This window comes from Pseudomonas sp. E102 (genome assembly GCF_052660185.1).
The window spans coordinates 5,344,230-5,369,949 of the sequence record NZ_CP084025.1 but is presented as its reverse complement, the minus strand read 5'-3'; the positions used below and the strand labels follow the sequence as shown (position 1 = coordinate 5,369,949).

The following is a 25,720-nucleotide window of genomic DNA, read 5'->3' as shown; positions in this document are numbered from 1 at the left end:
AACGGCCGTTAGTATCCCCGGGTCGCCAGAAAAGACCAATGGCCCTATCAACAATACGGGTTGTCCAGTGCGCGAAGGCACCCGACGATTGCAAAGGAAACCTTCATGAATAGCCGCTTCAAGTCATGGCACAAAAACCTGGCGCTGACACTGCCGTTGATCGTGCTGCTGGCCGGCTGCAACCGCGGCGAAAAGGTCGAAGAACCCAAGACTCACGCCCTTGCCACTTACGTCAACGCACCTTGGGAAGCGTTGCCGCCGGTGTCCGATGAGGACTTGCTGGCCGGCTTCGGCTCCTGGCGCAGCGCGTGCGTCCGGCTCAAGGCGGACGCGAGCTGGGGCCCAACCTGCGCGGCAGCGGTGAATGTGCCGCAGACCCCACAGGATGTTCGCAACTTCCTCAAGCAGACCCTGGATGTCTATGGTCTGCGTTCGGGGGACAACAGCCCCAACGGCCTGATTACCGGCTACTACGAACCGGTCTATCCCGGCAGCCTCACCCAGACTGCCACCGCCAACGTGCCAGTCTACGGTGTACCGGAGGACATGATCATTGTGTCGCTGGACAGCATTTATCCCGAGCTCAAGGGCAAACGCCTGCGCGGCCGTCTCGAAGGCCGGGTGCTCAAGCCGTATGACGACGCCGCCACCATCGAGAACAGCGGGGTGAAGGCGCCTGTCATCGCCTGGCTGACAGACCCGATGAACCTGCAATTCCTGCAAATCCAGGGCTCGGGGCGCATCCGTCTCGATGATGGCCGCCAACTCCGCGTCGGTTATGCCGACCAGAACGGCCACCCGTATCGCCCCATTGGCCGCTGGCTGGTTGAGCAGGGCGAGCTGAAAAAAGAAGACGTGACCATGGGCACCATCAGTGCCTGGGCCAAGGCCCACCCGAACCGTATTCCCGAATTGCTGGCCAGCAATCCGAGCTACGTATTCTTCAACCGCAACCCCGACAGCAATGAAGGCCCGCGAGGCTCGCTGAACGTCCCTTTGACCGCGGGCTACAGCGTGGCCGTGGACCGCAAGGTAATTCCCTTGGGCAGTCTGTTGTGGCTGTCCACGACTCGACCCGACGGCAGCGCTTTGAACCGCCCCGTTGCAGCACAGGACACGGGAGGTGCGATTACCGGCGAAGTGCGTGCGGACCTGTTCTGGGGCACGGGCGAGGCCGCCGGGCAATTGGCGGGGGATATGAAGCAACAAGGCCAGATCTGGATGCTGTGGCCCAAGGGGATGGCGTTGCCTCAGGTGCCGCAGGTGGCGAATGCGGTCAGCGCCAATCCTTGAAGGACGTGTTTATTGTCCCGGCCCCATCGCGAGCTTGCTCGCGAGAGGCCGGCAAAAACACCGAAACGCCAAAGCCGGGTTCAAGCCGAAACGAAGAAGAAACTCGCCACCAACCCTACCCCCACGAACCATACCAGCGAACGCAAGACTGCCCAGTCGGCCAAATAGCAAATGATGTAGAGCAGGCGGCTGGTGATGAACAACACAGCCAGGACGTTGATGGTCACCAGTTCGGCATTGCCGGCCAGGTGCGCAACGATCACGGCGGCGGCAAAGAACGGAGCGATTTCGAAACTGTTCAGTTGCGCGGCGTAGGCGCGCCGGGGAGCACCTTCGAGTGAGTCGAGAAAGTCCCGGGGATCGTGGTTATCTTGCAGCCTATATTTCCCGCCTGCCTTGGCGATGCCGATACACAGGTAAGGCAGGAGAAAAGCGATCAAAACACACCACAGGGCAACCGTCATATCGCATTTTCCTTTATTAGTTTTAGAGATTCGAAGGCAAGCATCTCAGGATTTCATCACCAGCATGCCAACCTGCACCAGCCCGCAGGCTAAGAGTCGCTGCCAGCCGAAAGGTTCTTTCAGGCAGTGCATGCCTAAGAACAAGCGCTCCATTACGCCTGCAGAATAGACTCGCGATCCGTTAGCAGCCGTTTATACTGCACTCGACCACGCCGCACTCAGTTGCGCATAGACCAATTCCAATAATTCTGCCGCCGCCTCGTTCGTCCGAACCAAGGCGTCGGCATGCGTATGCCTGATCCGAGCGTCAAGACTATAGACAGAGACCTTGCGCATGCCACTCGCCTTGCTTGCTTTGGCCGTTGCCGCTTTTGGCATCGGCACGACCGAATTCGTCATCATGGGCTTGCTGCCCGACGTCGCCCGAGACCTGGCCGTGAGTATTCCTCACGCCGGGTTGCTGATTACCGGTTATGCCCTGGGGGTTGTGTTCGGCGCGCCGATCCTGGCGATCGGCACCGCGAACATGCCGCGCAAGGCCACGCTGCTGGGCATGACCCTGATGTTCATTCTGGGCAACGTGCTCTGCGCCCTGGCGCCGAACTACACCACCCTCATGGCCGCCCGGGTCATCACTGCGTTATGCCACGGGGCGTTTTTTGGTATCGGCTCGGTGGTGGCGGCCGGGTTGGTGGCGCCGAACAAACGAGCCCAGGCGATCGCGATGATGTTCACCGGCCTGACCTTGGCGAATGTCCTGGGCGTGCCGCTGGGTACGGCCTTGGGCCAATATGCCGGCTGGCGGTCGACGTTCTGGGCTGTGTCGGTGATCGGTGTGATCGCGGCCATCGCCCAGTGGGTCTGGCTGCCAAAGGAAATCCCGATGGACAAGGCCAACCTCGCCAGCGAGTTCAAGGTATTGGGCAAGGCCAACGTGTTATTGGCCCTGGGCATGAGCGTGCTGGCCTCCACCAGCCTGTTCAGCGTATTCACCTACATCGCGCCGATCCTGCAGGACATCACCGGCGTCAGCCCTCACGGTGTCACCGTCATGCTGTTGCTATTCGGGGTCGGCCTGACGGCGGGGAGTTTCCTCGGTGGACGCCTGGCCGACCGGCGCTTGCTGCCATCCCTGGTGGGCATGGCGCTGGCCGTGGTGCTGGTGCTCGCCGCCTTCAGCCAGACCAGCCGATCGGTGATCCCGGCGGCGATTACCCTGGTGCTGTGGGGCGTCTTTGCCTTCGCCCTTTGTCCGATCCTGCAACTGCTGATCATTGACCAGGCCCATGAGGCCCCGAACCTCGGCTCGACCCTGAACCAGAGCGCGTTCAACCTTGGCAATGCCGCCGGCGCGTGGATCGGCGGCCTGGTCGTCGCCAGCGGGGCCGACCTTGCGGATCTGCCGTGGACCGGCGCCCTGGTTGGCGGGCTGACCGTACTGGCCGCGCTTTACTTTATTTTTCGGCAGCGTCGCTTGGGCGCCGTGGCACGCCTTGCCGACTAAGGGGCGTATTGGTCTCGCTGCGCACTTGGGCGTGGCTGATCAGCGCGAAGATAAAACTGCCGCCAATAATGTTCCCCGCCAACGTCGGTGCGGCGAACACCATCCAGAAGTCTTCCCACGACAGCTGGCCGGCAAACACCAGGTAAGACACCTCGGCCGAGCCGACGACGATGTGGGTGAAATCCCCAAGCGCCATGAGGTAAGTGATCAGCACGATGATCCACATCTTGGCGCTTTCCATGGACGGGATCATCCAGACCATGGTGGCGATCATCCAGCCGGAGATGATGCCCTTGGCGAACATCTGGCCCGTGTCGTTTTCCATGACCTTGCGACCGATATCGAGAAAGGCCAGGTCGGTGCGCTGGTCAAAAATCGGTAGATGCAGCATCACGTAGGCCACCAGCAGCGTGCCGCAGAGGTTACCCACCAGCACCACGCTCCATAGCCGGAACAACCGGCCGAAGTTGCCCAGTGTCGGCTTGCTCATGATCGGCAGCACAGCGGTCAGGGTATTTTCGGTAAACAATTGCTGGCGCGCGAGGATCACCGCCAGGAAGCCCGCGCAATAGCCGAGGCTGGCGATCACCTTGAAACCTTCATGATCCGGCAACCGCGAGTTGAGCAGCCCCATCGCCATCAGCGACAGCCCCATGGTCAACCCGGCCGCAAGGGCCGACCACCACAGCGCCGCCACGCTGCGCTCCAATTCCTGGTCACCCTGGGTGCGGATGATTTCATGCAACACCGCGGCGCGAGGCGGCTGGTTGCGGTCGACTTCGTGCTGCTCCTCTGCCGAGAGATCAGGGGTCTTGCCGTCTTTATGAGTGTCCATACAGCTCCTGAACCGGTGGCGTGATGTAGCTACGACACGCGGCGTACGGAGCTGTTCAGTGGTGCCCGCAAATGAGAGGCATATCGCCATCCTATTCGATGGCATCGTCCTGGAATTGATCCTTGACGTACTTGATCTCGGTCCGGCCATGGGGGGCGGGCAAGCCGTCTTCGCCAAGATTGACGAAGACCATTTTTTCCACCGTCAGGATGCTTTTGCGGGTGATCTTGTTGCGCACTTCGCAGGTGAGGGTGATGGAGGTACGACCAAACTCCGTGGCGGTGATACCCAGTTCGATGATGTCGCCCTGGCGCGAAGCGCTGACAAAATTGATTTCGGAGATGTACTTGGTGACCACGCGCTGGTTGCCCAGCTGGACGATGGCATAGATGGCCGCCTCTTCGTCGATCCAGCGCAACAGGCTGCCACCGAACAGCGTGCCATTGGGATTGAGGTCTTCGGGCTTGACCCATTTGCGGGTGTGGAAATTCATGATCACTCCTGGACGTCTGGCCGATGAATGCCCGCATCATGGCAGACCGTGCAGATCCGCTCTACGCCGCGGCGCCTATAACGATCATCGGCAATTTTGATTTGCCGACAGAAACCCTTTGGAAGATCCGCTTAGCCCGTTATAATCGCCCCGCTTTACCCGGCCCACCCTTTGGTCCGGTCCCGCCACCTGTCCGAGGGGCGCTGCAGCAGGCTCGACCTGTCAGGCTCGGATGGGGCGTTGCTTGTACGGGGCTCCCCGCACAGGCACTAAACGCACAACGGCGCCCATTCGCATACATTACGAATGGAGGCTCTTGATGAGCGCTGTTATCACGCCTGCTGCTTTTACCGACTACAAAGTCGCCGACATGTCCCTGGCTGACTGGGGCCGTCGCGAAATCATCATCGCCGAATCCGAAATGCCAGCCCTGATGGGCCTGCGTCGCAAATACTCTGGCGAACAGCCATTGAAGGGCGCGAAGATCCTCGGCTGCATCCATATGACCATCCAGACCGCCGTGCTGATCGAGACCCTGGTTGCACTGGGTGCCGAAGTGCGCTGGTCCTCCTGCAACATCTTCTCGACCCAGGACCAGGCTGCCGCCGCCATTGCCGCTGCCGGCATCCCGGTCTTCGCCTGGAAAGGCGAGACCGAGCAAGAGTACGAGTGGTGCCTGGAGCAGACCATCCTCAAGGATGGCCAGCCATGGGACACCAACATGATTCTTGACGACGGTGGCGACCTGACCGAGCTGCTGCACAAGAAGTACCCGGCCGTGCTGGACAAGGTCCATGGCGTGACCGAAGAAACCACCACTGGCGTACACCGCCTGCTGGACATGCTGGCCAAGGGCGAGCTGAAAATCCCGGCCATCAACGTCAACGACTCGGTGACCAAGAGCAAGAACGACAACAAGTACGGCTGCCGCCACAGCCTCAACGACGCCATCAAGCGCGGTACCGACCACTTGCTGTCCGGCAAGCAGGCCCTGGTGATCGGCTACGGTGACGTGGGCAAGGGCTCGGCCCAGTCCCTGCGTCAGGAAGGCATGATCGTCAAGGTGTCCGAAGTCGACCCAATCTGCGCCATGCAAGCCTGCATGGACGGCTTCGAACTGGTTTCGCCGTTCATCGACGGGATCAACGACGGCACCGAAGCCAGCATCGACAAAGCCCTGCTGGGCAAGATCGACCTGATCGTGACCACCACCGGCAACGTCAATGTCTGCGATGCCAACATGCTCAAGGCTTTGAAGAAGCGCGCCGTGGTCTGCAACATCGGCCACTTCGACAATGAGATCGACACCGCTTTCATGCGCAAGAACTGGGCATGGGAAGAAGTGAAGCCACAGGTCCACAAGGTTCACCGCACCGGCACTGGCAGCTTCGATCCGCAGAACGATGACTACCTGATCCTGCTGGCCGAAGGCCGCCTGGTCAACCTGGGCAACGCCACCGGCCACCCAAGCCGCATCATGGATGGCTCGTTCGCCAACCAGGTCCTGGCCCAGATCTTCCTGTTCGGCCAGAAATACGCCGACCTGCCACCGGCCCAGAAAGCCGAGCGCCTGACTGTGGAAGTACTGCCGAAAAAACTCGACGAAGAAGTGGCCCTGGAAATGGTCCGCGGTTTCGGCGGCGTGGTCACCAAGCTGACCAAGCAACAGGCTGACTACATCGGCGTTACCGTCGAAGGCCCGTTCAAGCCGCACGCTTACCGTTACTGATCGGCGCCCCCCTTCCGGGGGGATGCACTTTTGTAGGAGCGAGCCTGCTCGCGATCGACGTCGCCTCGGGCTGACAGTCCGATCGAGGTGCCTGCATCGCGAGCAGGCTCGCTCCCACACTGGCCCGCCTCCACAGGGCTCTGCAAGCCTCACGGCCTACGAGTTTCCAAGGATATGACCATGTCCCAAGACCGTCGCTACAGCTTCGAATTCTTCCCGACGAAGACCGATGCTGGGCATGAAAAGCTGATCGCCACTGCCCGCCAGCTGGCAAGCTACAACCCTGATTTTTTCTCCTGCACCTACGGCGCTGGCGGTTCGACCCGCGACCGCACGATGAACACCGTGTTGCAGCTCGAAAGCGAAGTCAAAGTCCCCGCCGCGCCACACCTTTCTTGCGTGGGCGACAGCAAGGACGACCTGCGCAGCCTGCTGACCCAATACAAGGCAGCCGGCATCAAGCGCATCGTTGCCCTGCGCGGCGACCTTCCGTCGGGCATGGGCATGGCCAGCGGAGAGCTGCGCCACGCCAATGAACTGGTTGAATTCATTCGCGAGGAAACCGGCGAACACTTCCACATCGAAATCGCCGCTTATCCGGAGATGCACCCGCAAGCGCGCAATTTTGAGGATGACCTGCACAACTTCGTGCGCAAGGCCAACGCCGGCGCCAACAGCGCGATCACCCAGTATTTCTTCAATGCCGACAGCTATTTCTACTTTGTCGAGCGTGTTCGCCAGATGGGTGTGGACATTCCTGTGGTTCCGGGAATCATGCCAATCACCAACTACAGCAAGCTGGCGCGTTTCTCGGACGCCTGCGGCGCGGAAATCCCGCGCTGGATCCGCAAGCAGCTGGAAGCCTATGGTGACGACACCGCCAGCATCCAGCGCTTCGGCGAAGAGGTCATCACGCAAATGTGTGAGCGTTTGTTACAAGGCGGCGCACCGGGGCTGCATTTCTATACCCTGAACCAGGCCGAGCCTAGCCTCGCGGTATGGAACAATCTCAAACTGCCGCGTTAATGACTTAATGCAGTGGTACAAAAGGGCCCTGGCAAAAACCAGGGCCTTTTTCTTTAAAAAAAGGACATCAGGAGCAACTCGATGCCGAATGGTCAAAGGTCGACGACCCCACAACTTATCTATCTGGTCTATGGGGCCGAGACCTATCACCAGGAAGCGGTGTTCAGTATCGCCAGCGCCTTGGCGGGCCTGCGGGAGACCCCCGATGAGGCATTGGACATCCAAGTGTTCACCGACAATGCCGCGCCGTACGTGGATTTGCCCGTTCGAGTGCGCCACCTGGACAACGAAACGCGCCAAGGGTGGATCGCTCCCCACGGCTATCATTTCCGCGCCAAGCACGTGGTCATGCGGAAGGTGCTCGAGGAAAGCGAACTGGCATTGCTGATCGACACGGACACCTTCTTCCATTGCTCGCCGATCGAGCTGTTCAAGCGGATCGAGCCGGGCACACTGTTGTGCAATGCCGTCGGCATGAACTATGGCGCCAACAAGGATGCCGGGCTTTACCTGACCCTCGCCCAGCCCTTGGCTCAACGAGAACTGGCCGACGACAACATGCCGCTACTCAATTCCGGCGTGATTGGCCTGTACGCAGTCGATGCGGCAATCCTCGATCACTCCATTGCGCTGATGGACGAATTTTATCCGTTAGCCCAAGGAGCCTATACCCTGGAAGAGTTCTGCCTCTCGGTGGCGGCCTATCGCAAGGTCAAGGTGCGTGAATGTCCAGACCTGATTCACCACTACTGGAGCCGCAAGCAGCTGTTTCGGGCCAAGACCAAGGCCTGGTATGACAAACACCGCGCAGCCCCCGTGAGCCAACATGCCCTGGATGAAACGCGGCAAGTCACTGCCATACTACCGCGCCCACCTACCTTCCAGCGCCTGGCCTACAAATTCATTACCGTGGCGTTGCCCGGTCACAAACGTCAGTTCATGCGCGAGATCCTGTACGGCTGCTATCGCCATACCAATCCATTCGACCAGGCGTGCGGCCCGGTCTGGTGGGAAAAGGCCCTGGAGAACGTCGAGCACCGGTTGAAGAAGCCTTTGGAAGACCATGAGCTCAAACATTGGCTCAGCCATCCCGTGATTCGCCTGGTGCTGGGTAAACGCCGAGAAGCCATCTATCGACACCTGATGCAGACAAAGAGCAACTGAGCCACGTGCTAGAGCGCTCTAGCTATTTGATGAGTTCTCGTCGTAACCTCCGGTCATGCCCGTAATCCTCCCGTTGCTGACAGCCCTCCTTCTCTCGTGCCTGAGCGTTGCCGCCCAGGCCGAGAAGTTGCGCATTGTCACCGAACCCTGGGCACCTTATGTCTACGAGGAAAACGGCAAGACCCTTGGCCTGGACTATGAAACCACGGCCATTGTGTTCAAACGCCTGGGCATCGATGTGGAATGGCAACTGCTGCCGTGGAAGCGCTGCCTGGCCATGCTGGAGCAAGGTTTGGCGGACGGCGCGCTCGACATATTCCACAGCGACGAGCGCGATGCCCTTCTGCTATACCCCAGCGAACCGCTGTCGGAGGTGGAATTCGTCATGTTCTATGCCAACGCCCGCCCCCACCCTTTTCGCACGCTCGACGACCTGGACGGGCTGACCGTCGGCACGTCGCCCGGTTATCTGTATAGCCAGGCGTTCAGGGAATCGAGCCGATTCAAACGGGAAGCGGCTCCGACCCACGAAGCCAACTTCGGCAAGTTACAGCTGGGCCGCATCGACCTGCTCATCACCGACCGTCGTGTAGGCCGACACGCCGTCAAGGCGCTTCAACTGGACAACCAGATCACAGAGAATCCCACCGTGGTGAGCCGCCAGAGCCAATACCTGGCGGTACGACGCAAGGCGGGCATGGACTTGCTCGTGCAACGCTTCGGCGCCGAGCTCAAGCGTTTCAAGCATGAACCGGCCTATGCCGAGCTGAGTGCTCGTTATGGCGCTGCTCCGGCGGCCAAGGCGGCTGGGCACAACGCGGTGTCACGCTGAAATGCACCGTTGAGCAGCAGGAAAGCAGCGCAGGGCGATTGCTCTGTTATACTCCGGCCTTCCCGCCAGGCTCACGCCCGGACGCCCGGTCTTGCAAAAGGCATCCCGACACCGCTACAGCGCAGCTTCCAGCCCGCGCGAGCCCTGTCCGGACGTGTCTTCCAGACCCGGCGGGACCGGACGGGATGAGGTCTCCAATCGACCGCATTCGCGCCAGGCAAGACTATCCCATTGGGCCAGGCCCTCACTAAAAACAGGATTACTCATGTCCTTTGCTTCCCTCGGTCTCTCCGAGGCTTTAGTCGGCGCCATCGAAGCCGCCGGCTACACCCAGCCTACCCCGGTGCAACAGCGGGCCATCCCCGCCGTGTTGCAAGGTCGCGACCTGATGGTCGCCGCACAGACAGGTACTGGCAAGACCGGCGGTTTCGCCCTTCCGATCCTGGAGCGGCTGTTCCCTAACGGTCACCCAGACAAATCCCAGCGCCACGGCCCGCGCCAACCGCGCGTCCTGGTCTTGACCCCGACCCGCGAACTGGCCGCCCAGGTGCACGAGAGCTTCAAGGTCTATGCGCGCGACCTGAAATTTGTCAGTGCCTGCATCTTTGGCGGTGTCGGCATGAACCCGCAGGTCCAGGCCATGGCGCGCGGCGTCGACGTGCTGGTGGCCTGCCCCGGTCGCCTGCTGGACCTCGCCGGCCAGGGCAGCGTCGATCTGTCCCACGTGGAAATCCTCGTGCTGGACGAAGCCGACCGCATGCTCGACATGGGTTTTGTCCATGACGTGAAGAAAGTGCTGGCACGCCTGCCGGCCAAGCGCCAGAACCTGTTGTTCTCGGCGACCTTCTCCAAGGACATCACCGACCTGGCCGGCAAGCTGTTGCACAACCCGGAACGCATCGAAGTCACGCCGCCGAACACCACGGTCGAGCGCATCGAACAGCGCGTGTTCCGCCTGCCGGCCAGCCACAAGCGTGCCCTGCTGGCGCATTTGATCACCACAGGCGCCTGGGAACAGGTCCTGGTGTTCACCCGCACCAAGCACGGCGCCAACCGCCTGGCTGAATACCTCGACAAACATGGCCTGCCGGCCGTGGCGATCCATGGCAACAAGAGCCAGAACGCTCGCACCAAGGCCCTGGCTGACTTCAAGGCCGGCGAAGTGCGCATCCTGGTCGCCACCGACATCGCCGCCCGTGGCCTGGATATCGACCAGTTGCCCCATGTGGTCAACTTCGAACTGCCGAACGTCGATGAAGACTACGTGCACCGTATCGGCCGTACCGGCCGGGCCGGTCGTTCGGGCGAAGCGATTTCCCTGGTCGCGCCGGACGAAGAAAAACTGCTCAAGAGCATTGAGCGCATGACCAAGCAGAAAATCCCCGACGGCGACCTGATGGGCTTCGATGCCAGCACGATCGAGGCCGAAAAGCCTGAAGTGCGCGAGCGTCCGGATGTGCGCAACCCGCGCAACCCACGTGGCCCGCGGGGCGACGGCCCGAATGGCAGTGGCGGCGGTCGCAAGGACAAAGGCAAGGACAAGGGCAAGGACAAATCGGCCAGCAACGGTCGCGGCGAGCGCCCGGCCCGCGAGCAGAAACCACGCGAAGGTACGCCGGCCCGCGAACAGCAGCGCCCTGCCCCTCGCGCCGCAGCCGATCGCGGCCCGACCGATCGCGCCCCGGACGAGTTCCTCGACGACGATATCGATAACTTCGGTAACCGTGTCGACTACGTGCCACAGCAGAAACCGGCCCAGGGTCGCGGTCGCCGTCCTGGCGCCCCGGCACAAGGCGCAGGTTCGGGCGCACCGCGCGGTGGCCAGTCACAAGGTCGCCAGAACGGCCCGCGCAACAGCAACGGTTCTTCCACCGGCACCCCGCCGGCCAAGCGCAACGGCCCGCGCAGCGGCGCCCCACGTGACGGCCAGGCCCGGCGCGAAGACTCCCGACCTCGCCGCCAGGCCCGTGGTGACGACCAGCCTCGCCAGGAACCCGCCGTGCAGAACCCGCGAGGCAACCAGCCGAAAATCATCCACAAGGAATCGAAAACCGATCGTTTCCCGACGCCTGAGCAGCTGGACCAATTACCAAGCCGTCCGCGTGGCGAAAAACCGGCCTTGCTGACACGCAATCGCTGAGTTTCTCCAAGCCATGAAAAATGCCCCGGGTCTCACGACCCGGGGCATTTTTTTTGTGAACTCTTCCAGCTGTGGGAGCGAGCTTGCTCGCGATGGCGGCAGGCCTGCCACATTGATGTTGGCTGAAGCACCGCTATCGCGAGCAAGCTCGCTCCCCCCAGCATCCTTTGTATCGCCGAAATCCAGAGCAATAAAAAACGCCCCTGGCCGCAAGACCAGGGGCGTTTTTCGTCAGGGGCGAACGTTACTTCGCCTTGACGCCTTCAAACGAGACATACAACTCGACCGCGTCGGATTTCGGACCCAGGTCTTTCTGCTTGCCGAAGTCGGAACGCTTGATGGTGGTAGTGCCTTCGAAGCCGGCACGGTAGCCACCCCACGGGTCCTTGCCTTCGCCCAGGAAGGTCGCCTTGACCACAACCGGCTTGGTCACGCCCATCAGCGTCAGGTCACCGGTCACGTCGGCGGTGTTTTCGCCGGTGGACTTGACGCTGGTGGACACGAACGTGGCCTTGCCGAATTTGCTGGCGTTCAGGAAGTCAGCGCTGGCGATGTGTTTGTCGCGCTCGGCGTGGTTGGTGAACACGCTGGCGGTGTTGACGTTGAACTCGATCTTGCTGTCTTCAGGCTTGGCGGCGTCGAAGCTGAACTTGCCGTCAATATCCTTGAAGGTACCGGTGATGAAGCTATAGCCCAGGTGGCTGATCTTGAAATCAACGAAGGCATGCTGGCCTTCCTTGTCGACCACGTAGTCTGCGGCCATGGCCTGGCCGGCGGACAGCAGGGCAGAACCGATTGCCAGGGCGGCGAGCGTCTTTTTCAACATGCTTTCTATTCCTTTGGAGTCGAGGTTGAACATCAGGCTTGGCGCCCCAGCATGCGCTTGAGGGTCGCGTCACGGTCGATAAAGTGGTGTTTCAATGCTGCCAACGCATGAAGGCCGGAAAAAATTACCAACGCCCATGCCAGGTAAAAGTGGATCTGGCCGGCGACGTCTGCCTGATCGGGCAGTCCGGACACCAGCGCGGGTACTTCAAACAGACCAAACACCGAGATCCCGACACCGTCTGCGGTGGAAATCAGGTAACCGGCAATCATCACGGCGAACAGCCCGAGATACAGCGCGCTGTGGCCAAGCTTGGCGCCGACGCGGGTCAGTCGCCCGTAGGTTTCCAGGGTAGGTGGCGGCGGGCTGACAAAACGCCAGAGCACCCGCAACACCATCACCGCCAACAGCACCAGGCCGATACTCTTGTGCAGCTCCGGCGCGTCTTTGCGCCAGGTGCTGTAGTAGTCCAAACCGACCATCCACAAGCCCAGCGCAAACAGCCCATACACCGCCAAGGCAACGGCCCAATGGGAAACGATGCTGACCCAGCCATAACGAGAAGAGGAGTTGCGAAGCTGCATTGCTCATATCCTGTAAAAACTGCGATCAAGACTAGCGACTTATCTATCGATTTAAAGCGGAAATTTTCGCTTTGAAATATCGAGAAATACGATGATCAGTCTGCAGAGGGTGGGTTAAGGAAAGATTAAAGCGGATGCGTTGCGTGGTGGAGAGGGGAAGCGGGCATGGATCCCGCAAGATGGAAGGGGCTCATCGTGAGCAGGCTCGCTCCACGAAAGGCCGTGCTGGGTGATATTCCCTGTCTCCTCAAGCCCCGGGGAAGCGCTCGTATCGATATTTTCCGTGGCTTCGTCCCGGGACGGATGTCCAAGCCAAAGCGGGTCAAAAGTTTATTTGAGGACGTGGAAATTAAAAACTTGGTCGTTTTCGCTACCGCCTCTCTAGAGTTATCTGTTGACGCACTCAGGCCTGTAAGGATCCATATCGCATCTATACGACAATTGAGGATCGTGTTTTTTAAGTATCATACGGCCATCTGTACAGCCGCTGCCGAAGAGCATGATCAATAATATTAATGCCGCCACCGGTTTCATATGTTGCTCCAGTTCTACGCGTCTAACGCTTTGAATCAATTAACCGAGCACTCAGGCTTGTATGGATCAAAGGTGCATTTGTACGCCAACTGAGGGTCCCGTTCTGGAATCATCGGAATAATCAGGGGATCCCGACATTCACCATACACACACCCGTACAGCGAAACCGATACGACCATTGCCATTAGTATTTTCATACGCGCTCCTGTTCTTCGAGGAGCCTAGACTTTTGGCTTGGTGCGCTATATCGCCTGCTTCCGGTTAAAGGGTGGGAAGTTTCCGATATCTCGTCTAGCCCTGTAGGACGTCGGCGTAATGATCCACCCGTGGCGAGGGAGCTTTCTCCCGCTCGGCTGCGAAGCAGTCGTAAACCGGCGGGTGCGGTGTGCCTGATGCTCCGCATTCGGCAGGACTGGGGCCGCTTCGCGGCCCAGCGGGAGCAAGCTCCCTCGCCACGGGTTTATTGATTGCCTTAAGTGAACGGCAGCGTTCTTTGCACCTGACCTTACTGAGCCTTGATCTCAGTAGTCGCTGCCGGCTTGGCGGCGGGTTTCTTCACTGGCTCAGCCTTTTTCACTGGAGCCTTGGCCGGGGCCTTTTTAGCCGGGGTCTTGGCCGCCGGCTTCTTCGCCGCTGGCTTGGCCGTGGCTTTCTTGGCTGGCTCGGTCTTCGCCGGCGCCGGCGCGGGTGGCTCCACCGGCGCAGGGGCTGGGACGGGGGCCGGTGCCGGCGCTGGAGGCGGCGCTACCGGCTCGGGAGCCTTGGCCGGCTCCGGCTTCTTGTCGTCATCCGAGCCGCCGAACAGGTTACTGAAGAAATTGCCTTTCTTCGCCGCCACCGCTCCTGCGGCAGCTGCTGCGGCCGGGGCGACTTTTGCTGGTTCGAACGACTTGCCCGCCGCCAGGCCTTCAACCTGGCTGGCGGCACGTTGGCCACTGCGCAGCGCGCCTTCCAACGTGCCTGGATACATGGCGTCGGTGTGTTCACCGGCAAAAGCTACGCGCTGCAAGGGCTTTTCCCACAGGCGCCAGTATTTGCTGATCTGACCCGGACCAAACGCCAGGTACGCGCCGCCCATGGAAGGGTCGGTGCTGTAGCGACGGATTTCATAACCGGTGAACGCACCGCGCGCTTGGGGATAAAACGCATGCAGGCGGATCAGCACTTGGTCGACCATCTGCTTGTCGCCAAAAGCCTGCATCACCCGGGCATTGTCGCCGGACAGGTTGATGACCACATTCGCCCCGCCCTTCAAAGCCGGCTCGATCCACATCATGCCCAGGCCGGCGTTGCTGTAGATCTCGCCCGACATGCGCGCCTTGCTGTCCCAGACCGGGGTCTTGAACTTGAGCATGATCTGGTCGCGCCAGCCGTAATTGGTGCCTTTGATCGCGCCCTGGTGCTGGGCATCGAGGGCCGGGGTCAGCTGGATCTTGTTCAACGCCCGCAGCGGCACCGCGAGCACGACGTAGTCCGCCTGGTAACCCACGCTGCCGACCTTGACGGTGACGCCGTCCTTGTCCTGGGAGATGGCCGAGACCGGGGAGCCGGTCTTGATCGTTTTCAGTTGCTTGACGAACGCCTGGGCCAATACCGGGCTGCCACCGAGCAGGCGCGAGGCGCGCAGGTCACGGTCGGATACGCCGCGATAGACGCGGTTCTGCTGTGCGAAATACAGCAGCGACAGGCGGGACGGCTCGTCATAGCGCGTGCGAATTTCCTGATTGACCAACTGCCGCGCGGTAGCGGGCAGCTGCAAGCGGTCGAGCCAGTTGGACACGGTGATCTGGTCGAGGGCGTGCAGCGTGTTGGTGGCCGTCGGGTTCAGCGGATCGTCGATGGACCGCGCCAGCTCGTCCAGGGTGGTTTCATAGCGCTTGAGCGCTTCGGCGGTGGCGGGCTGCTTGGTCGCCAGGTCGGCGGCGGTGAAATAAGTACCGTCGATCAGGTAACTCGGGGTGCGCACGAATTCCGGCGCCGGCGTGGTGCTCAGCTTGAAGGTGGAGACGTATTTGTTCAGCACCGGCTGGGTCTTTTCGTTGCCGATCCACTCACTGGTGGCCATGCCCGAGCGGCCGCCCAGGCTCGGCTTGGCTTCCAGCAGCGTCACGGCCCAGCCTTTGTTCTGCAATTCGTAGGCCGCCGTCAGCCCGGCCAATCCACCGCCGATGACGATGGCCGTCGGTTGCTTGTCCTTGGCCAGCGCCGAAACGCTGAACAGCCCTATCATCACCAGCGCACAGGCGCGCAGCCAACCAGCAGACATTCAACGAACTCCGGAACAAAGCGTAAGAATTTTCGGTTTTTTGAGCCAGTCGGCTCTCGGTCTTTCGAGCCAGTCGGCTCAGGGAACGGCGAAGAATACGTCAGCCATCAAAGCGCCGCCAGCGACGTCTATCGCCTGGCCCAAAGTCGCGTGAATGACACAATGGGTTGTCCGCGGGGCCGCCATTGCATAGGCTTGCGCGATTGTTTTGCCCGCGCCCGCCGCGAGCCGCCTCGAGGAGACTGTACATGGGCCTGAATAACCAGTGGATGCAACGCGATCTCGCGGTGCTGTGGCACCCCTGCACGCAGATGAAAGATCACGAACAGTTGCCGCTGATCCCCATCAAGCGCGGCGAAGGCGTGTGGCTGGAAGACTTCGAAGGCAAGCGCTACCTCGACGCGGTGAGTTCCTGGTGGGTCAACGTCTTCGGCCACGCCAACCCGCGCATCAACCAGCGCATCAAGGATCAGGTCGATCAACTGGAGCACGTGATTCTCGCCGGTTTCAGCCACCAGCCGGTGATCGAGCTGTCCGAGCGTCTCGTGAAGATGACGCCTGAAGGACTGACCCGGTGCTTCTACGCCGATAACGGTTCGTCCTGCATCGAAGTGGCGATGAAGATGAGCTTTCACTACTGGATCAATCGCGGCCGGCCGGACAAAAAACGCTTCGTCACCCTGAGCAACAGTTACCACGGCGAAACCATCGCGGCGATGTCGGTGGGCGACGTACCGCTGTTCACCGAAACCTACAAGGCGTTGCTGCTGGACACGATCAAGGTACCCAGCCCCGACTGCTACCACCGCCCCGAGGGCATGGGCTGGGAAGAGCACTCGCGAAACCTGTTCGCGGCCATGGAACAGACCCTCGCCGAACACCACGACAGCGTCGCCGCCGTGATTGTCGAACCGCTGATCCAGGGCGCCGGCGGCATGCGCATGTATCACCCGGTGTACCTGAAGCTGTTACGCGAAGCCTGCGACCGCTACGGCGTACACCTGATCCACGATGAAATCGCTGTCGGCTTCGGTCGCACCGGGACGATGTTTGCCTGTGAGCAGGCCGGCATCACCCCGGATTTCCTTTGCCTGTCCAAGGCACTGACCGGCGGCTACCTGCCGCTGGCGGCATGCATGACCACCGACGAGGTGTACAGCGCGTTCTACGACGACTACCCGACTCTGCGCGCCTTCCTGCATTCCCACAGCTACACGGGTAACCCGCTGGCCTGCGCCGCAGCCCTGGCAACGCTGGATATCTTCGAAGAAGACAACGTCATCGAAACCAACAAGGCCCTGGCCCAACGCATGGCGAGCGCCACCGCGCACCTGGCCGATCACCCGAACGTGGCCGAAGTGCGCCAGACCGGCATGGTGCTGGCCATCGAGATGGTCAAGGACAAGGCCAGCAAAACCGCCTATCCGTGGCAGGAACGGCGTGGGCTGGCGGTGTTCCAGCATGCCCTGGAGCGCGGTGCGCTGTTGCGGCCGCTGGGCAGCGTGGTGTATTTCCTGCCGCCCTATGTCATCACGCCGGAGCAGATCGATTTCCTGGCGCAAGTGGCCAGCGAAGGCATCGACATTGCCACCCGGGAAAAGGTTAGCGTGGCAGTGCCGAAGGACTTCCATCCGGGTTATCGCGATCCGGGCTGAATCCCGGCCTCCTGTTGAAACACTGTTGTGGTGAGGGGATTTAGCGAAACGTCGCCTCGCCACAGATTTAACTTTTCAGAGACTCCACATGAGACTGTCCCGCTTCTTCATCGACACCCCCCTGAGCCTTGGCGATCACGAGTTGCCTGAAGCCCAGGCCCATTACATCGGCCGGGTGCTGCGCATGGCCGAGGGCGATGCGGTGCAGGTGTTCGATGGCTCGGGCCAGGAGTTTCGTGGCACCCTGGCCGAGGTCGGCAAGAAACGCGTGCGCGTGCAGCTCGACGAGCAATTTGCCGGGCAAGCCGAGTCGCCGTTGCGCATTCACTTGGGCCAGGGCCTGTCCCGGGGCGAGCGCATGGATTGGGCGATCCAGAAGGCCACCGAGCTGGGAGTCACCGAGATCACGCCGATCTTCACCGAGCGGTGCGAAGTGCGCCTCAAGGACGAGCGCGCCGACAAGCGCCTGCTGCATTGGCGCCAGGTGGCGATCAGCGCCTGCGAGCAATGCGGGCGCTCCACCGTGCCGGTGATCCACCCTCCATTGCTGCTGGCCGACTGGCTGAAGCAGACCGACGCCGAATTGAAACTGGTGTTGCACCCGGTGGCCGATCCGCTGACCAGCCATGCCAAGCCCTCGTCCCTGGCGTTCTTGATCGGCCCCGAGGGCGGGTTGTCGGATGGCGAGGTCGAGCAGGCCAAGGCCGCCGGCTACCACGCCGCCCGCCTCGGCCCCCGCGTGCTGCGCACCGAAACCGCTCCGGTGGTGGCACTGGCGGTGGCGCAGCAGTTGTGGGGGGATTTCTGAAGCCGAATGTAGATCCCTGTGGGAGTGAGCTTGCTCGCGATGGCGGTGGGCCAGTCAACATCGATGCTGACTGATCCGGCGCTATCGCGAGCAAGGGCTCACCGGCACATGACAGCTACTGCACCGGATCGCTCGTCGGCTTGGCAATGATCGCCTTCAACTCGCTGGTCATCGGGAACTCCAGGTTCAGCCCCTTCGGCGGGATCGGCTTCTGGAACCAACGGTCGTAGATGGTGTTGATTTCTCCTGATTTGTACAGGTCCGCCAGGGTCGCGTTGACCAGCGCCAGGAATTGCGGATCGTCCTTGCGCACCATGCAGCTGTAGATTTCCCGCGACTGCTCTTCCCCGACCACGACCCATTTGTGTGGATCGCGCGCCTTCGCCCGTTCGCCATAGAGCAGCGCGTCGTCCATGTAGAACGCCGCCGCCCGACCGGTCTCGAGCATCTGGAAGGCTTCACCGTGGTCCTTGGCGCTGATGACGAACATCTCGACCTTGTTGTCCAGGTTGTAGCTTTTGAGGAACCGCTCGTTGGTGGTGCCGGCGGTGGTCACCACGTTCTTGCCCCGCAGGTCGGCGAAGCTGTGAATGCCGCTGTCCTTGGCCGTCAGCAACTGGCCCTTCACGTAAATGAAACCGTAGGAAAACGCCACTTGCTTCTGCCGCTCGGCCGTTACGCCAGTGGAGCCGCATTCCAGGTCCACGGTGCCGTTCTGCACCAGTGGGATGCGGGTCTGGGAAGTGACGAGGTTGTATTTCACGTTCAGTTGCGGCAGCGCCAGTTGCTGCTTGATCCGCTCGACGATATTGCTCGCCAGCTCCACGGAGTAGCCCATCGGTTTGCCGCTGTTGTCCCCCACATAGGAAAACGGCACCGAGGCGTCGCGATAACCCAGCGTGATGCTCTTGCTGCTGGCGATCTTGTCCAGCGTGCCGGCCGGCGGCGCTTCGTTGGCGAATGCCGGGGCGCTCAACAGCAGGCTCAGGGTGCAGCCGATCAACGTGATTCTTTGCATTGTTATTCTCCGTTGCGGGTGGGTCAGGCGGCGCGGGGCGCGAGGCCTCGCATGTCGATGGAAGGTGTACGTTGGCGGATCAGTTCACTGAGCAAGCGGCCGCTGCCACAGGCCAGGGTAAAGCCCAAGGCGCCATGGCCCAGGTTGAGCCACAGGTTGCGATAGCCGGTGGCGCCAATCAGGGGCACGCCGCTGGGCGTGGCCGGACGCATGCCCGCCCACTCGACGGCGCGTTCGTAGTCCCCGGCCTGTGGAAAGGTTTCCATGGCCTGGCGGCGGATCAAGGCCAGGCGCCTGGGGTCCGGTGCCGGGTCAAAACCGACAATGTCCACCATCGCCGCCACTCGCAATTGTTCGCCGATGCGAGCGTAGACGACCTTGCGGTCATAGTCGGTGATGCTCAGGTCCGGCGCCCGGTGCCGCGCCTCGATGGGGACCGTCAGGCTGTAGCCCTTGAGCGGGTACAACGGCATTCGTACGCCAGGCAACGCCAGCGCTGCGCTGCGGTGGCCAGCGGCGATCACCAAGGCGTCCACGTCCAGGCGATGGCCGCCCAGGTCGATAGCCTGCACCTCACCGTTGGCATGATGGATAGCAGTCACCGCACGCCCCAACAGGAACTCGCAACGCCCCGAAGCCCGCAACCGCGCCGCCAATTGCTGGCAGAAGCCATGGCAATCGCCAACCTCCTCGTCCGGCGTATAGATCCCGCCCGCGAACGGCACGTCGGCCAATGCGGGTTCCAGGCTCGCGCAATCGGCGTGACCCAGTACCTGCTGAGCAGGATCCGTTATTCGCCGCCGAGCGTGTGCGAAATGGCTGGCATTGCGAAACGTCACCAATTTGCCGTTGCGCCGCCAGTCAAAGCCGTCGAGGCGATCCTCTTCACGCCAGGTCTGCAATGTCGCTTGGCTCAGCAGTGCCAGACGCAACAGGTGTTCACCGTTGCGGCGGTTGACCGAGGTCCGGCACGCGGCGATAAACGCCGCCATCCAGCGCCATTGGGCCGGGTCGAGGCGTGGGCGCAGCTTGAGTGGCGAGTCCGCGCGCAACATCCAGCCAAGGGCCTGCCACGGCACCCCGGCATCCGCCAGCGGCGTGACGTAGCGATAAGATAACTGCCCGCCATTGGCGAAGCTGGTTTCGCTGCCCAACGCGTCGCGGGCTTCCACCAGTGTGACATCGACGCCTTCGCGGACCAGCGCGTAAGCCGTCGCCAACCCGATCACGCCTCCACCGATGATGCAAACCCGCTGAGCCATGTTCATCCCACACCTGTTTTGAATGGGTCAAGGTTAGGATCGGATGACAGCGTTCGAACAATGAATAAAGATGGGCCTCCTATAAACAAAGGTTATGGACTCGCCATGCGCCTTCGTCATATCGAGATTTTCCAGGCCATCCGCCAGACCGGCTCCATCAGCGGGGCGGCGCAGTTGTTGCACGTCTCCCAGCCGGCCGTGACCAAGGTGTTGCAGCATGCCGAACAGCAACTGGGGTTTGCGCTGTTCCTGCGGGTGCGCGGCAAGCTGCAGGCCACGCCCGAAGCGCTGGAACTGGAACGCGAGGTCGACAAGGTCAGCGAAAGCCTGCAAGGCGTTCGGCGCCTGGCCCAGAGCCTGCGCCGCGAGCCCGGCCACAGCCTGCGGATCGGCGCCACGCCAGCCTTGGCCTTGTCGCTGATGCCGGCGGCGATCCATCACTGGACCCGACTGTATCCAGACATCGTGTGCGAATTATCCAGCGCCCACAGCCGCGAATTGACGCAAAACCTGCTGATGCGTGAGATCGACGTCGCCCTGACTTTGCAACCGCCCGATCACCCCGGCCTCAAGGCCCAGCCCCTCGCCAGCGGCGTGCTGGTGGCCCTGGCGCCCAGCGGGCACTGGCCCGAAATGGCCATCGGCACGCCCATGCCATTGCAGGCCCTGGCCGATGCGCCGTTGATCGGCCTGTCCAGCACCGACCCGCTATCGGCCAGGCTGGACGGCTATCTCAAGTCAGTGGAACCGCCGCCGCGCATCAACATCGCCGTGCAGACGTACTCACTGGCCCGGGCCATGGTCGAGTCCGGTGCCGGGCTGGCGGTGATCGACCCGTTCACGGCCTTGGGCGCTTCGAGCACCCGCACGGCCATCCGCCCGTTGTCACCTGCGCTGCCCATTTCCCTGTACGCCGTGACCCGGGCCAACGAGGCCCCAGCCCATACAATGGGTGCCCTGCTGGAGATTTTCGCCAGCCAGGCCCAGGCGCAACTGGATCGTCTGTTTACAAGTGCTCAAAGCACGTAGAACAGAATCGCCACGAAATGCAGCAGGCTGCCGGCAATGACGAACAAATGCCAGATGCCATGGGCATGGCGCAGGCGTTGGTCGAGCGCGAAAAAAACGATGCCCACGGTGTAGAGCACGCCGCCCGAGGCCAGCCAGGCGAACCCGGTGCTACCCAGCGCCGCCAACAACGGCTTGACCGCCACCAGGACGATCCAACCCATCACCGCGTAGATGACGATCGAGAGGACCCGCGCTTCGGAGCGTGGCTTGATCTCCTGCAGGATGCCGATCAGGGCCAGTCCCCAGACAATCCCGAATAACGTCCAGCCCCACGGCCCGCGCAGGGTCACCAGGCAGAACGGCGTGTAGCTGCCAGCAATCAACAGGTAGATCGAAAAATGATCGACCTTCTGCATGATTTCTTTTTTGCGTCCGCGCACGCTGTGATAAACCGTCGAGGCGCTGTAGAGCGCCAGCAAGGTGAACCCGTAGATTGCCACGCTGACAATCTTCCACGGATCGCCGGCCATCCCGGCAATCACCAACAACCACACCGCGCCGATAAACGCCGCGACAGCCCCCACCAGGTGCGTCCAGGCGTTGAGTCGTTCTCCGTGATACATCCAATCCCACCCCACATTCCGAAACTGGCGCCAAGGCTCAGGCCTGGCGCCTGAAACTGCAATGAATTGCTTTTCAAATTGCGATACAGCACGTGTGGCGAGGGGATAAATCCCCTCGCCACAAAGGCAGGTTCGGGCACAATCAGCCCATACGAATAAGAGTCTGCCTCCCATGCTGATCGACGAAGAATTGACCCTGAAAAAACTCGAGGTGTTCCTGGCCTTCATGCGCACCGGCAACCTGGCGCGGGCGGCGGCCGATCTGCAAACCAGCAACGTCAGCGTGCATCGGGCCATTCACTCCTTGGAGAGCGCCCTGCGTTGTCCATTGTTCAAGCATGAGGGCCGCAACCTCACGCCGCTGGAAAGCGCCTATGTATTGGAAGAGCGTGCGCAGAAATTGATCCAGGACGTGATCGAAAGCGTGCGCCTGACCCGTGAGGCGGCTGGTTTTTCCGCCGAGCGTTTCAAGCTGGGATCGTTGTATTCATTGACGGTCAAGACCGTGCCGCAGCTGATCATGGGCCTGAAGATCCGCCGCAGCGAGCTCAATATCGACTTGATCATGGGCTCCAACATCGACCTGTTGTACAAGCTCAAGAACATGGAAGTCGATGCGATCCTAGTGTCGCTGGACGACAGCGTCAACGACCCGGACTGCGAGCAGATCCAGCTGTTTTCCGATGACATCTTCCTCGCCACGCCGGCCGACTCCCCCTTCGCCCAGCGCAGCGAAGTGGACCTGGCCGAAGTGCGCGACGAGACCTTCATCACCCTGACCCAAGGCTTCGCCACGCATCAGGACGGCGTTCGGGTATTCAAGCAGGCGGGGTTCGAGCCGAAGGTGGCGATGCAGGTCAACGACATCTTCACCCTGCTGAGCATGGTCAGCTCCGGGGTAGGCTATGCCTTGCTGCCGGGCAGGATCGCGGCGGTGTACGAAAACCGGGTGAAACTGATCCCGTTGCAGGAAAAGTACCGTTTGCAGCAGCACATCGGCGTAGTCTTTTTGAAAGCCAAGGAGCGCGACCCGAACCTGCTGGCGCTGTTGGCGGAGTGCCGGATGTATGCCAATCGCCAGGCTTGAAACCGAGCCGCGCCCATCGCGAGCAGGCTCGCTCCCACATTGGATCGGTGTTCACAAATCCCCTGTGGGAGCGAGCTTGAACTGGTCAAGTAATCTTGGACACCGATTAAGGTTCACGCCGCCAACCTTTCCTTCGCGACCGGCGACCGGTAGTCGTTGTAGCTGTGAGGCCTGCTGATGTTGTAGCGCGAGACATAGCGCTGCACGTCTGCCCGGGCCTCATGTTCCAGTTTGTAGCCCGTTTCAGGAACCCACTCTGATTTCAAACTACCAAAGAAACGCTCCATGGGGGCGTTGTCCCAGCACTCGCCTTTACGGCTCATACTTTGCCTAAACCCGTGTTTCACAAGCTCGTTTCGGAATTTATGACTGGTGTACTGACAACCTTGGTCTGAATGAAACAACACATCCTGGGGGTGGCCGCGTAGCTCAACCGCCATGCGTAGCGCTTCGCAGGTCAGGTTGGCATCAGAAATCATCGAGAACGACCAACCCACGATCCTCCGAGCGTACAGATCCAGAACGGCGGCGAAGTACATCCACCGCTTGCCGACCTTGATGTAAGTCACGTCGCCACACCACACCTGGTTAACCGCCGTTACATCAAATTTTCGCTTGAGCACGTGCGGCGCCACCAATGCCTCAACGCCCGGCGACTTGTACTTATGGCGCCTGCGCTGACGACTAGCGATGCCAGCTTCGCGCATCAAACTGCGAGCCATATAACGTCCGATACGATGCCCTTTGGCTTTTAGCTCCTTGGACAAAGTACGTGCGCCGGCCGACTCTCTGGACGCCCTGTGGTGCCTGACCAGCGCGGCTTTGAGCTTGTCCCGTTCAGGATTTGCTCTGCCTTGGCGCTGGCGCCAGGCGTAGAAACTACTGCGGTTGATCCCAAACGCCCGGCAACACCTTTTAACGCCGTATTGCTCGTCCAGCTCATCGATCAGCGTGAATGATCTTTGGCGTCCAAAAGCAGGAGAGCACTGGCCTTTTTTAGGATTTCAATGTCCAGGTCTTTCTCCCTGAGTAGGGCTTTGAGCCTCTGGATTTCTCGCTGATCAGCGGTAATCGCCTTGGCCCCTACCGGGGTCGAACCCAGGCGTTCTTTTTGCACTTGATCGACCCAGCGGCGCAGAGCAGTGGGGCCGATATCTAGGCTGGCACAGACCTCGGTAACCGGCTGGCCTTCATCCAGCACCATGCTGGCAGCCTTGAGCTTGAACTCACTCGAATAAGATTTACGCATATCCAAACACCTCAGATTTGGGCGCTATCATAGCGCCCGATTGAAGTGTCCAAAATCATTAGGCCAGTTCAGCTTGCTCGCGATGATGCCAGTCCATTCAAAGAATAACTGAAGCCCTACCCCATCAACCCGCGCATGATCAGAAACAACAGCGAAGGCCCGAGCAAGCAGCCAAGCGCGGTGTAGAACGCAGCCGTCAGGCAACCATACGGCACCAGCTTCGGATCGGTCGCCGCCAGGCCGCCGGCCACGCCACTGGAAGTACCCATCAGCCCACCGAAGATCACCGCGCTGCGCGGATTGTTGAGGCCGATGAAGGGCGCCACGAACGGCGTCGCCACCATCACCAGGATCGCCTTGATCAACCCGGCGGCAATGGACAGCGCCATCACCTCGGAACTGGCGCCAATCGCTGCCCCGGTCACCGGCCCGACAATATAGGTCACCGCCCCGGCGCCAATGGTGGTCAGGCTCACCACATCGGTGTAACCGAAGGCCATCGCCACCCCAACACCGGCGATGAATGAAGTCCCGACCCCGACGAACAAGGCCAGTATCCCCACGAAGCCGGCGCGCTTGAGCTCCTCGACGCTGACTCCGAACGCCGTGGCGACAATCGCAAAATCACGCAGCATCGCGCCACCCAGCAAGCCGATCCCGGACAGCAGCGGGATGTCCACTACGCCCTTCTGCCCGCCGGTCATGGCCCCGCCGATGTATGAAAGCACCAGGCCCAGCAGGATCGCGATGGCCGAGCCATGCAGGCGACCTTTGGTGAACGTGTTACTCATCCAGTAGGACACCCACATGGTGATCCCGACAATCGCAAAACCACTGATCAGGCCGTAGCCGGTGATGACTTTCATCATGGATTCGTACATGGCGATCACCCGACCGTTTTCACGGACACGTTGGATTGAGGGTCCTTGTTACCAATGCGCACCAGCACCGGTACCAACGCAAAGGCAATCGCCACGGCCAGGGTCCCGGCCAGGATCGCCATCGGCCCGCCTTTCAGCGCGCCATAGACGTTTTGCTGCGCCGCCATCGCCACCACGATCGGGATATAGATGGCACTCCAGAATTCCACGCCAGCTTCAGACTTGCCCTTGAACAGGCCGCGCTTGTTCAGATAGCTGCCCAGGCCGATCAATAGCAGCATCGCAATGCCGACACCGCCGACATTGGCCGGCACGCCGATCAATTTGCCCAGCAGCTCACCGATGAAAATACCCGCCAGGGTACAAAAGGCCAGAAACGCCACACCGTAGATAATCATTGTCGTAATCCTCAAAATGCATCGTCGAAGTTGTTGTT

General features: G+C 61.0%; 23 protein-coding genes, 2 pseudogenes and 1 riboswitch. Of the genes and pseudogenes, 11 read left to right on the top strand and 14 right to left on the bottom strand.

Translation table 11 applies throughout. The features are described from left to right. Window positions 1-105: 105 nt before the first annotated feature. A complete protein-coding gene (mltA, locus tag DOCECA_RS24275) occupies window positions 106-1,293 on the top strand; it encodes a murein transglycosylase A (protein WP_445571200.1) in 1,188 nt (395 codons plus the stop codon). An 80-nt stretch (window positions 1,294-1,373) separates the two neighbouring features. Here mltA and DOCECA_RS24270 read toward each other — a convergent pair whose 3' ends face one another. After that, the gene (locus DOCECA_RS24270; RefSeq protein WP_420764991.1) at window positions 1,374-1,757 is read right to left on the bottom strand and encodes an MAPEG family protein; all 384 of its coding nucleotides are present in this window, start codon (window positions 1,755-1,757) and stop codon (window positions 1,374-1,376) included. A 45-nt stretch (window positions 1,758-1,802) separates the two neighbouring features. After that, a pseudogene (locus DOCECA_RS24265) lies at window positions 1,803-1,892 on the bottom strand (EamA family transporter); the annotation flags it as partial. Window positions 1,893-2,091: 199 nt separating this feature from the next. On the opposite strand from DOCECA_RS24265, the gene DOCECA_RS24260 reads away from it, so the two are divergent. Next, window positions 2,092-3,261, top strand: a complete 1,170-nt coding sequence (locus DOCECA_RS24260; protein ID WP_434561849.1) for an MFS transporter — start codon at window positions 2,092-2,094, stop codon at window positions 3,259-3,261. On the opposite strand, the gene DOCECA_RS24255 is transcribed toward DOCECA_RS24260, so the two are convergent. Together DOCECA_RS24255 and DOCECA_RS24250 are read right to left on the bottom strand one after the other, a co-directional pair. Further along, window positions 3,212-4,096, bottom strand: coding sequence for a formate/nitrite transporter family protein (locus DOCECA_RS24255; RefSeq protein ID WP_434561847.1), 885 nt, complete (start codon window positions 4,094-4,096; stop codon window positions 3,212-3,214). The two genes, DOCECA_RS24260 and DOCECA_RS24255, sit on opposite strands and share 50 nt — an antisense overlap. A 91-nt stretch (window positions 4,097-4,187) precedes the next feature. After that, window positions 4,188-4,589, bottom strand: a complete 402-nt coding sequence (locus DOCECA_RS24250) for an acyl-CoA thioesterase (RefSeq protein ID WP_420764994.1) — start codon at window positions 4,587-4,589, stop codon at window positions 4,188-4,190. 189 nt (window positions 4,590-4,778) lie between these two features. Beyond that, window positions 4,779-4,885: riboswitch (S-adenosyl-L-homocysteine riboswitch) on the top strand. A gap of 23 nt (window positions 4,886-4,908) precedes the next feature. Here DOCECA_RS24250 and ahcY point away from each other — a divergent pair. The 5 genes and pseudogenes from ahcY to DOCECA_RS24225 all read left to right on the top strand — a co-directional run bounded on the left by ahcY (window position 4,909) and on the right by DOCECA_RS24225 (window position 11,480). Continuing rightward, a complete protein-coding gene (gene ahcY, locus DOCECA_RS24245) occupies window positions 4,909-6,318 on the top strand; it encodes an adenosylhomocysteinase (protein WP_420764995.1) in 1,410 nt (469 codons plus the stop codon). 180 nt (window positions 6,319-6,498) lie between these two features. Continuing rightward, window positions 6,499-7,344: a methylenetetrahydrofolate reductase [NAD(P)H] gene (gene metF, locus DOCECA_RS24240; RefSeq protein WP_420764996.1), complete on the top strand. Its 846-nt coding sequence runs from the start codon at window positions 6,499-6,501 to the stop codon at window positions 7,342-7,344. Between the two features lie 81 nt (window positions 7,345-7,425). Beyond that, window positions 7,426-8,508 carry a hypothetical protein gene (locus DOCECA_RS24235; RefSeq protein ID WP_445571199.1) on the top strand — a complete coding sequence of 361 codons (1,083 nt, stop codon included), beginning with the start codon at window positions 7,426-7,428 and terminating at the stop codon, window positions 8,506-8,508. 55 nt (window positions 8,509-8,563) lie between these two features. After that, window positions 8,564-9,372: pseudogene (locus DOCECA_RS24230) on the top strand (substrate-binding periplasmic protein); the annotation flags it as partial. 233 nt (window positions 9,373-9,605) lie between these two features. Further along, window positions 9,606-11,480 carry a DEAD/DEAH box helicase gene (locus DOCECA_RS24225; RefSeq protein ID WP_445571198.1) on the top strand — a complete coding sequence of 625 codons (1,875 nt, stop codon included), beginning with the start codon at window positions 9,606-9,608 and terminating at the stop codon, window positions 11,478-11,480. Between the two features lie 244 nt (window positions 11,481-11,724). Here DOCECA_RS24225 and DOCECA_RS24220 read toward each other — a convergent pair whose 3' ends face one another. The 3 genes from DOCECA_RS24220 to DOCECA_RS24210 all read right to left on the bottom strand — a co-directional run bounded on the left by DOCECA_RS24220 (window position 11,725) and on the right by DOCECA_RS24210 (window position 15,690). Then, a complete protein-coding gene (locus DOCECA_RS24220; RefSeq protein WP_420764999.1) occupies window positions 11,725-12,306 on the bottom strand; it encodes a YceI family protein in 582 nt (193 codons plus the stop codon). A gap of 32 nt (window positions 12,307-12,338) precedes the next feature. Further along, window positions 12,339-12,890 (bottom strand): cytochrome b, encoded by a 552-nt coding sequence (locus DOCECA_RS24215; RefSeq protein WP_434609071.1) that lies wholly within the window; start codon window positions 12,888-12,890, stop codon window positions 12,339-12,341. Window positions 12,891-13,929: 1,039 nt separating this feature from the next. After that, complete coding sequence (locus DOCECA_RS24210) at window positions 13,930-15,690, bottom strand: flavin monoamine oxidase family protein (protein WP_434649783.1); 1,761 nt, start codon at window positions 15,688-15,690, stop codon at window positions 13,930-13,932. A 248-nt stretch (window positions 15,691-15,938) separates the two neighbouring features. On the opposite strand from DOCECA_RS24210, the gene DOCECA_RS24205 reads away from it, so the two are divergent. Beyond that, window positions 15,939-17,345 (top strand): adenosylmethionine--8-amino-7-oxononanoate transaminase, encoded by a 1,407-nt coding sequence (locus tag DOCECA_RS24205; protein ID WP_420765002.1) that lies wholly within the window; start codon window positions 15,939-15,941, stop codon window positions 17,343-17,345. Between the two features lie 88 nt (window positions 17,346-17,433). Further along, window positions 17,434-18,153, top strand: coding sequence for a 16S rRNA (uracil(1498)-N(3))-methyltransferase (locus DOCECA_RS24200; protein ID WP_434561837.1), 720 nt, complete (start codon window positions 17,434-17,436; stop codon window positions 18,151-18,153). A 115-nt stretch (window positions 18,154-18,268) separates the two neighbouring features. On the opposite strand, the gene DOCECA_RS24195 is transcribed toward DOCECA_RS24200, so the two are convergent. Further along, window positions 18,269-19,171: a transporter substrate-binding domain-containing protein gene (locus DOCECA_RS24195; protein WP_445571197.1), complete on the bottom strand. Its 903-nt coding sequence runs from the start codon at window positions 19,169-19,171 to the stop codon at window positions 18,269-18,271. Between the two features lie 23 nt (window positions 19,172-19,194). Further along, window positions 19,195-20,433 (bottom strand): D-amino acid dehydrogenase, encoded by a 1,239-nt coding sequence (locus DOCECA_RS24190; protein WP_434651081.1) that lies wholly within the window; start codon window positions 20,431-20,433, stop codon window positions 19,195-19,197. Window positions 20,434-20,538: 105 nt separating this feature from the next. Here DOCECA_RS24190 and DOCECA_RS24185 point away from each other — a divergent pair, with 105 nt between their 5' ends. Then, a complete protein-coding gene (locus DOCECA_RS24185; RefSeq protein ID WP_434561833.1) occupies window positions 20,539-21,462 on the top strand; it encodes a LysR family transcriptional regulator in 924 nt (307 codons plus the stop codon). On the opposite strand, the gene trhA is transcribed toward DOCECA_RS24185, so the two are convergent. After that, the gene (trhA, locus tag DOCECA_RS24180) at window positions 21,450-22,067 is read right to left on the bottom strand and encodes a PAQR family membrane homeostasis protein TrhA (protein WP_420765005.1); all 618 of its coding nucleotides are present in this window, start codon (window positions 22,065-22,067) and stop codon (window positions 21,450-21,452) included. The genes DOCECA_RS24185 and trhA overlap by 13 nt on opposite strands. Before the next feature lie 172 nt (window positions 22,068-22,239). Here trhA and DOCECA_RS24175 point away from each other — a divergent pair, with 172 nt between their 5' ends. Further along, window positions 22,240-23,154, top strand: coding sequence for a LysR family transcriptional regulator (locus DOCECA_RS24175; protein WP_434561831.1), 915 nt, complete (start codon window positions 22,240-22,242; stop codon window positions 23,152-23,154). A 113-nt stretch (window positions 23,155-23,267) separates the two neighbouring features. Here DOCECA_RS24175 and DOCECA_RS24170 read toward each other — a convergent pair whose 3' ends face one another. From DOCECA_RS24170 to madL, 4 genes are all read right to left on the bottom strand, one after another. Then, window positions 23,268-24,092: an IS3 family transposase gene (locus tag DOCECA_RS24170; RefSeq protein WP_434611621.1), complete on the bottom strand. Its 825-nt coding sequence runs from the start codon at window positions 24,090-24,092 to the stop codon at window positions 23,268-23,270. 8 nt (window positions 24,093-24,100) lie between these two features. Next, the gene (locus tag DOCECA_RS24165) at window positions 24,101-24,403 is read right to left on the bottom strand and encodes a transposase (RefSeq protein WP_014717988.1); all 303 of its coding nucleotides are present in this window, start codon (window positions 24,401-24,403) and stop codon (window positions 24,101-24,103) included. Between the two features lie 116 nt (window positions 24,404-24,519). Further along, a complete protein-coding gene (gene madM, locus DOCECA_RS24160; protein WP_420765007.1) occupies window positions 24,520-25,284 on the bottom strand; it encodes a malonate transporter subunit MadM in 765 nt (254 codons plus the stop codon). 5 nt (window positions 25,285-25,289) lie between these two features. Continuing rightward, window positions 25,290-25,682, bottom strand: a complete 393-nt coding sequence (gene madL, locus DOCECA_RS24155) for a malonate transporter subunit MadL (RefSeq protein ID WP_420765008.1) — start codon at window positions 25,680-25,682, stop codon at window positions 25,290-25,292. Between the last annotated feature and the right edge of the window lie 38 nt (window positions 25,683-25,720).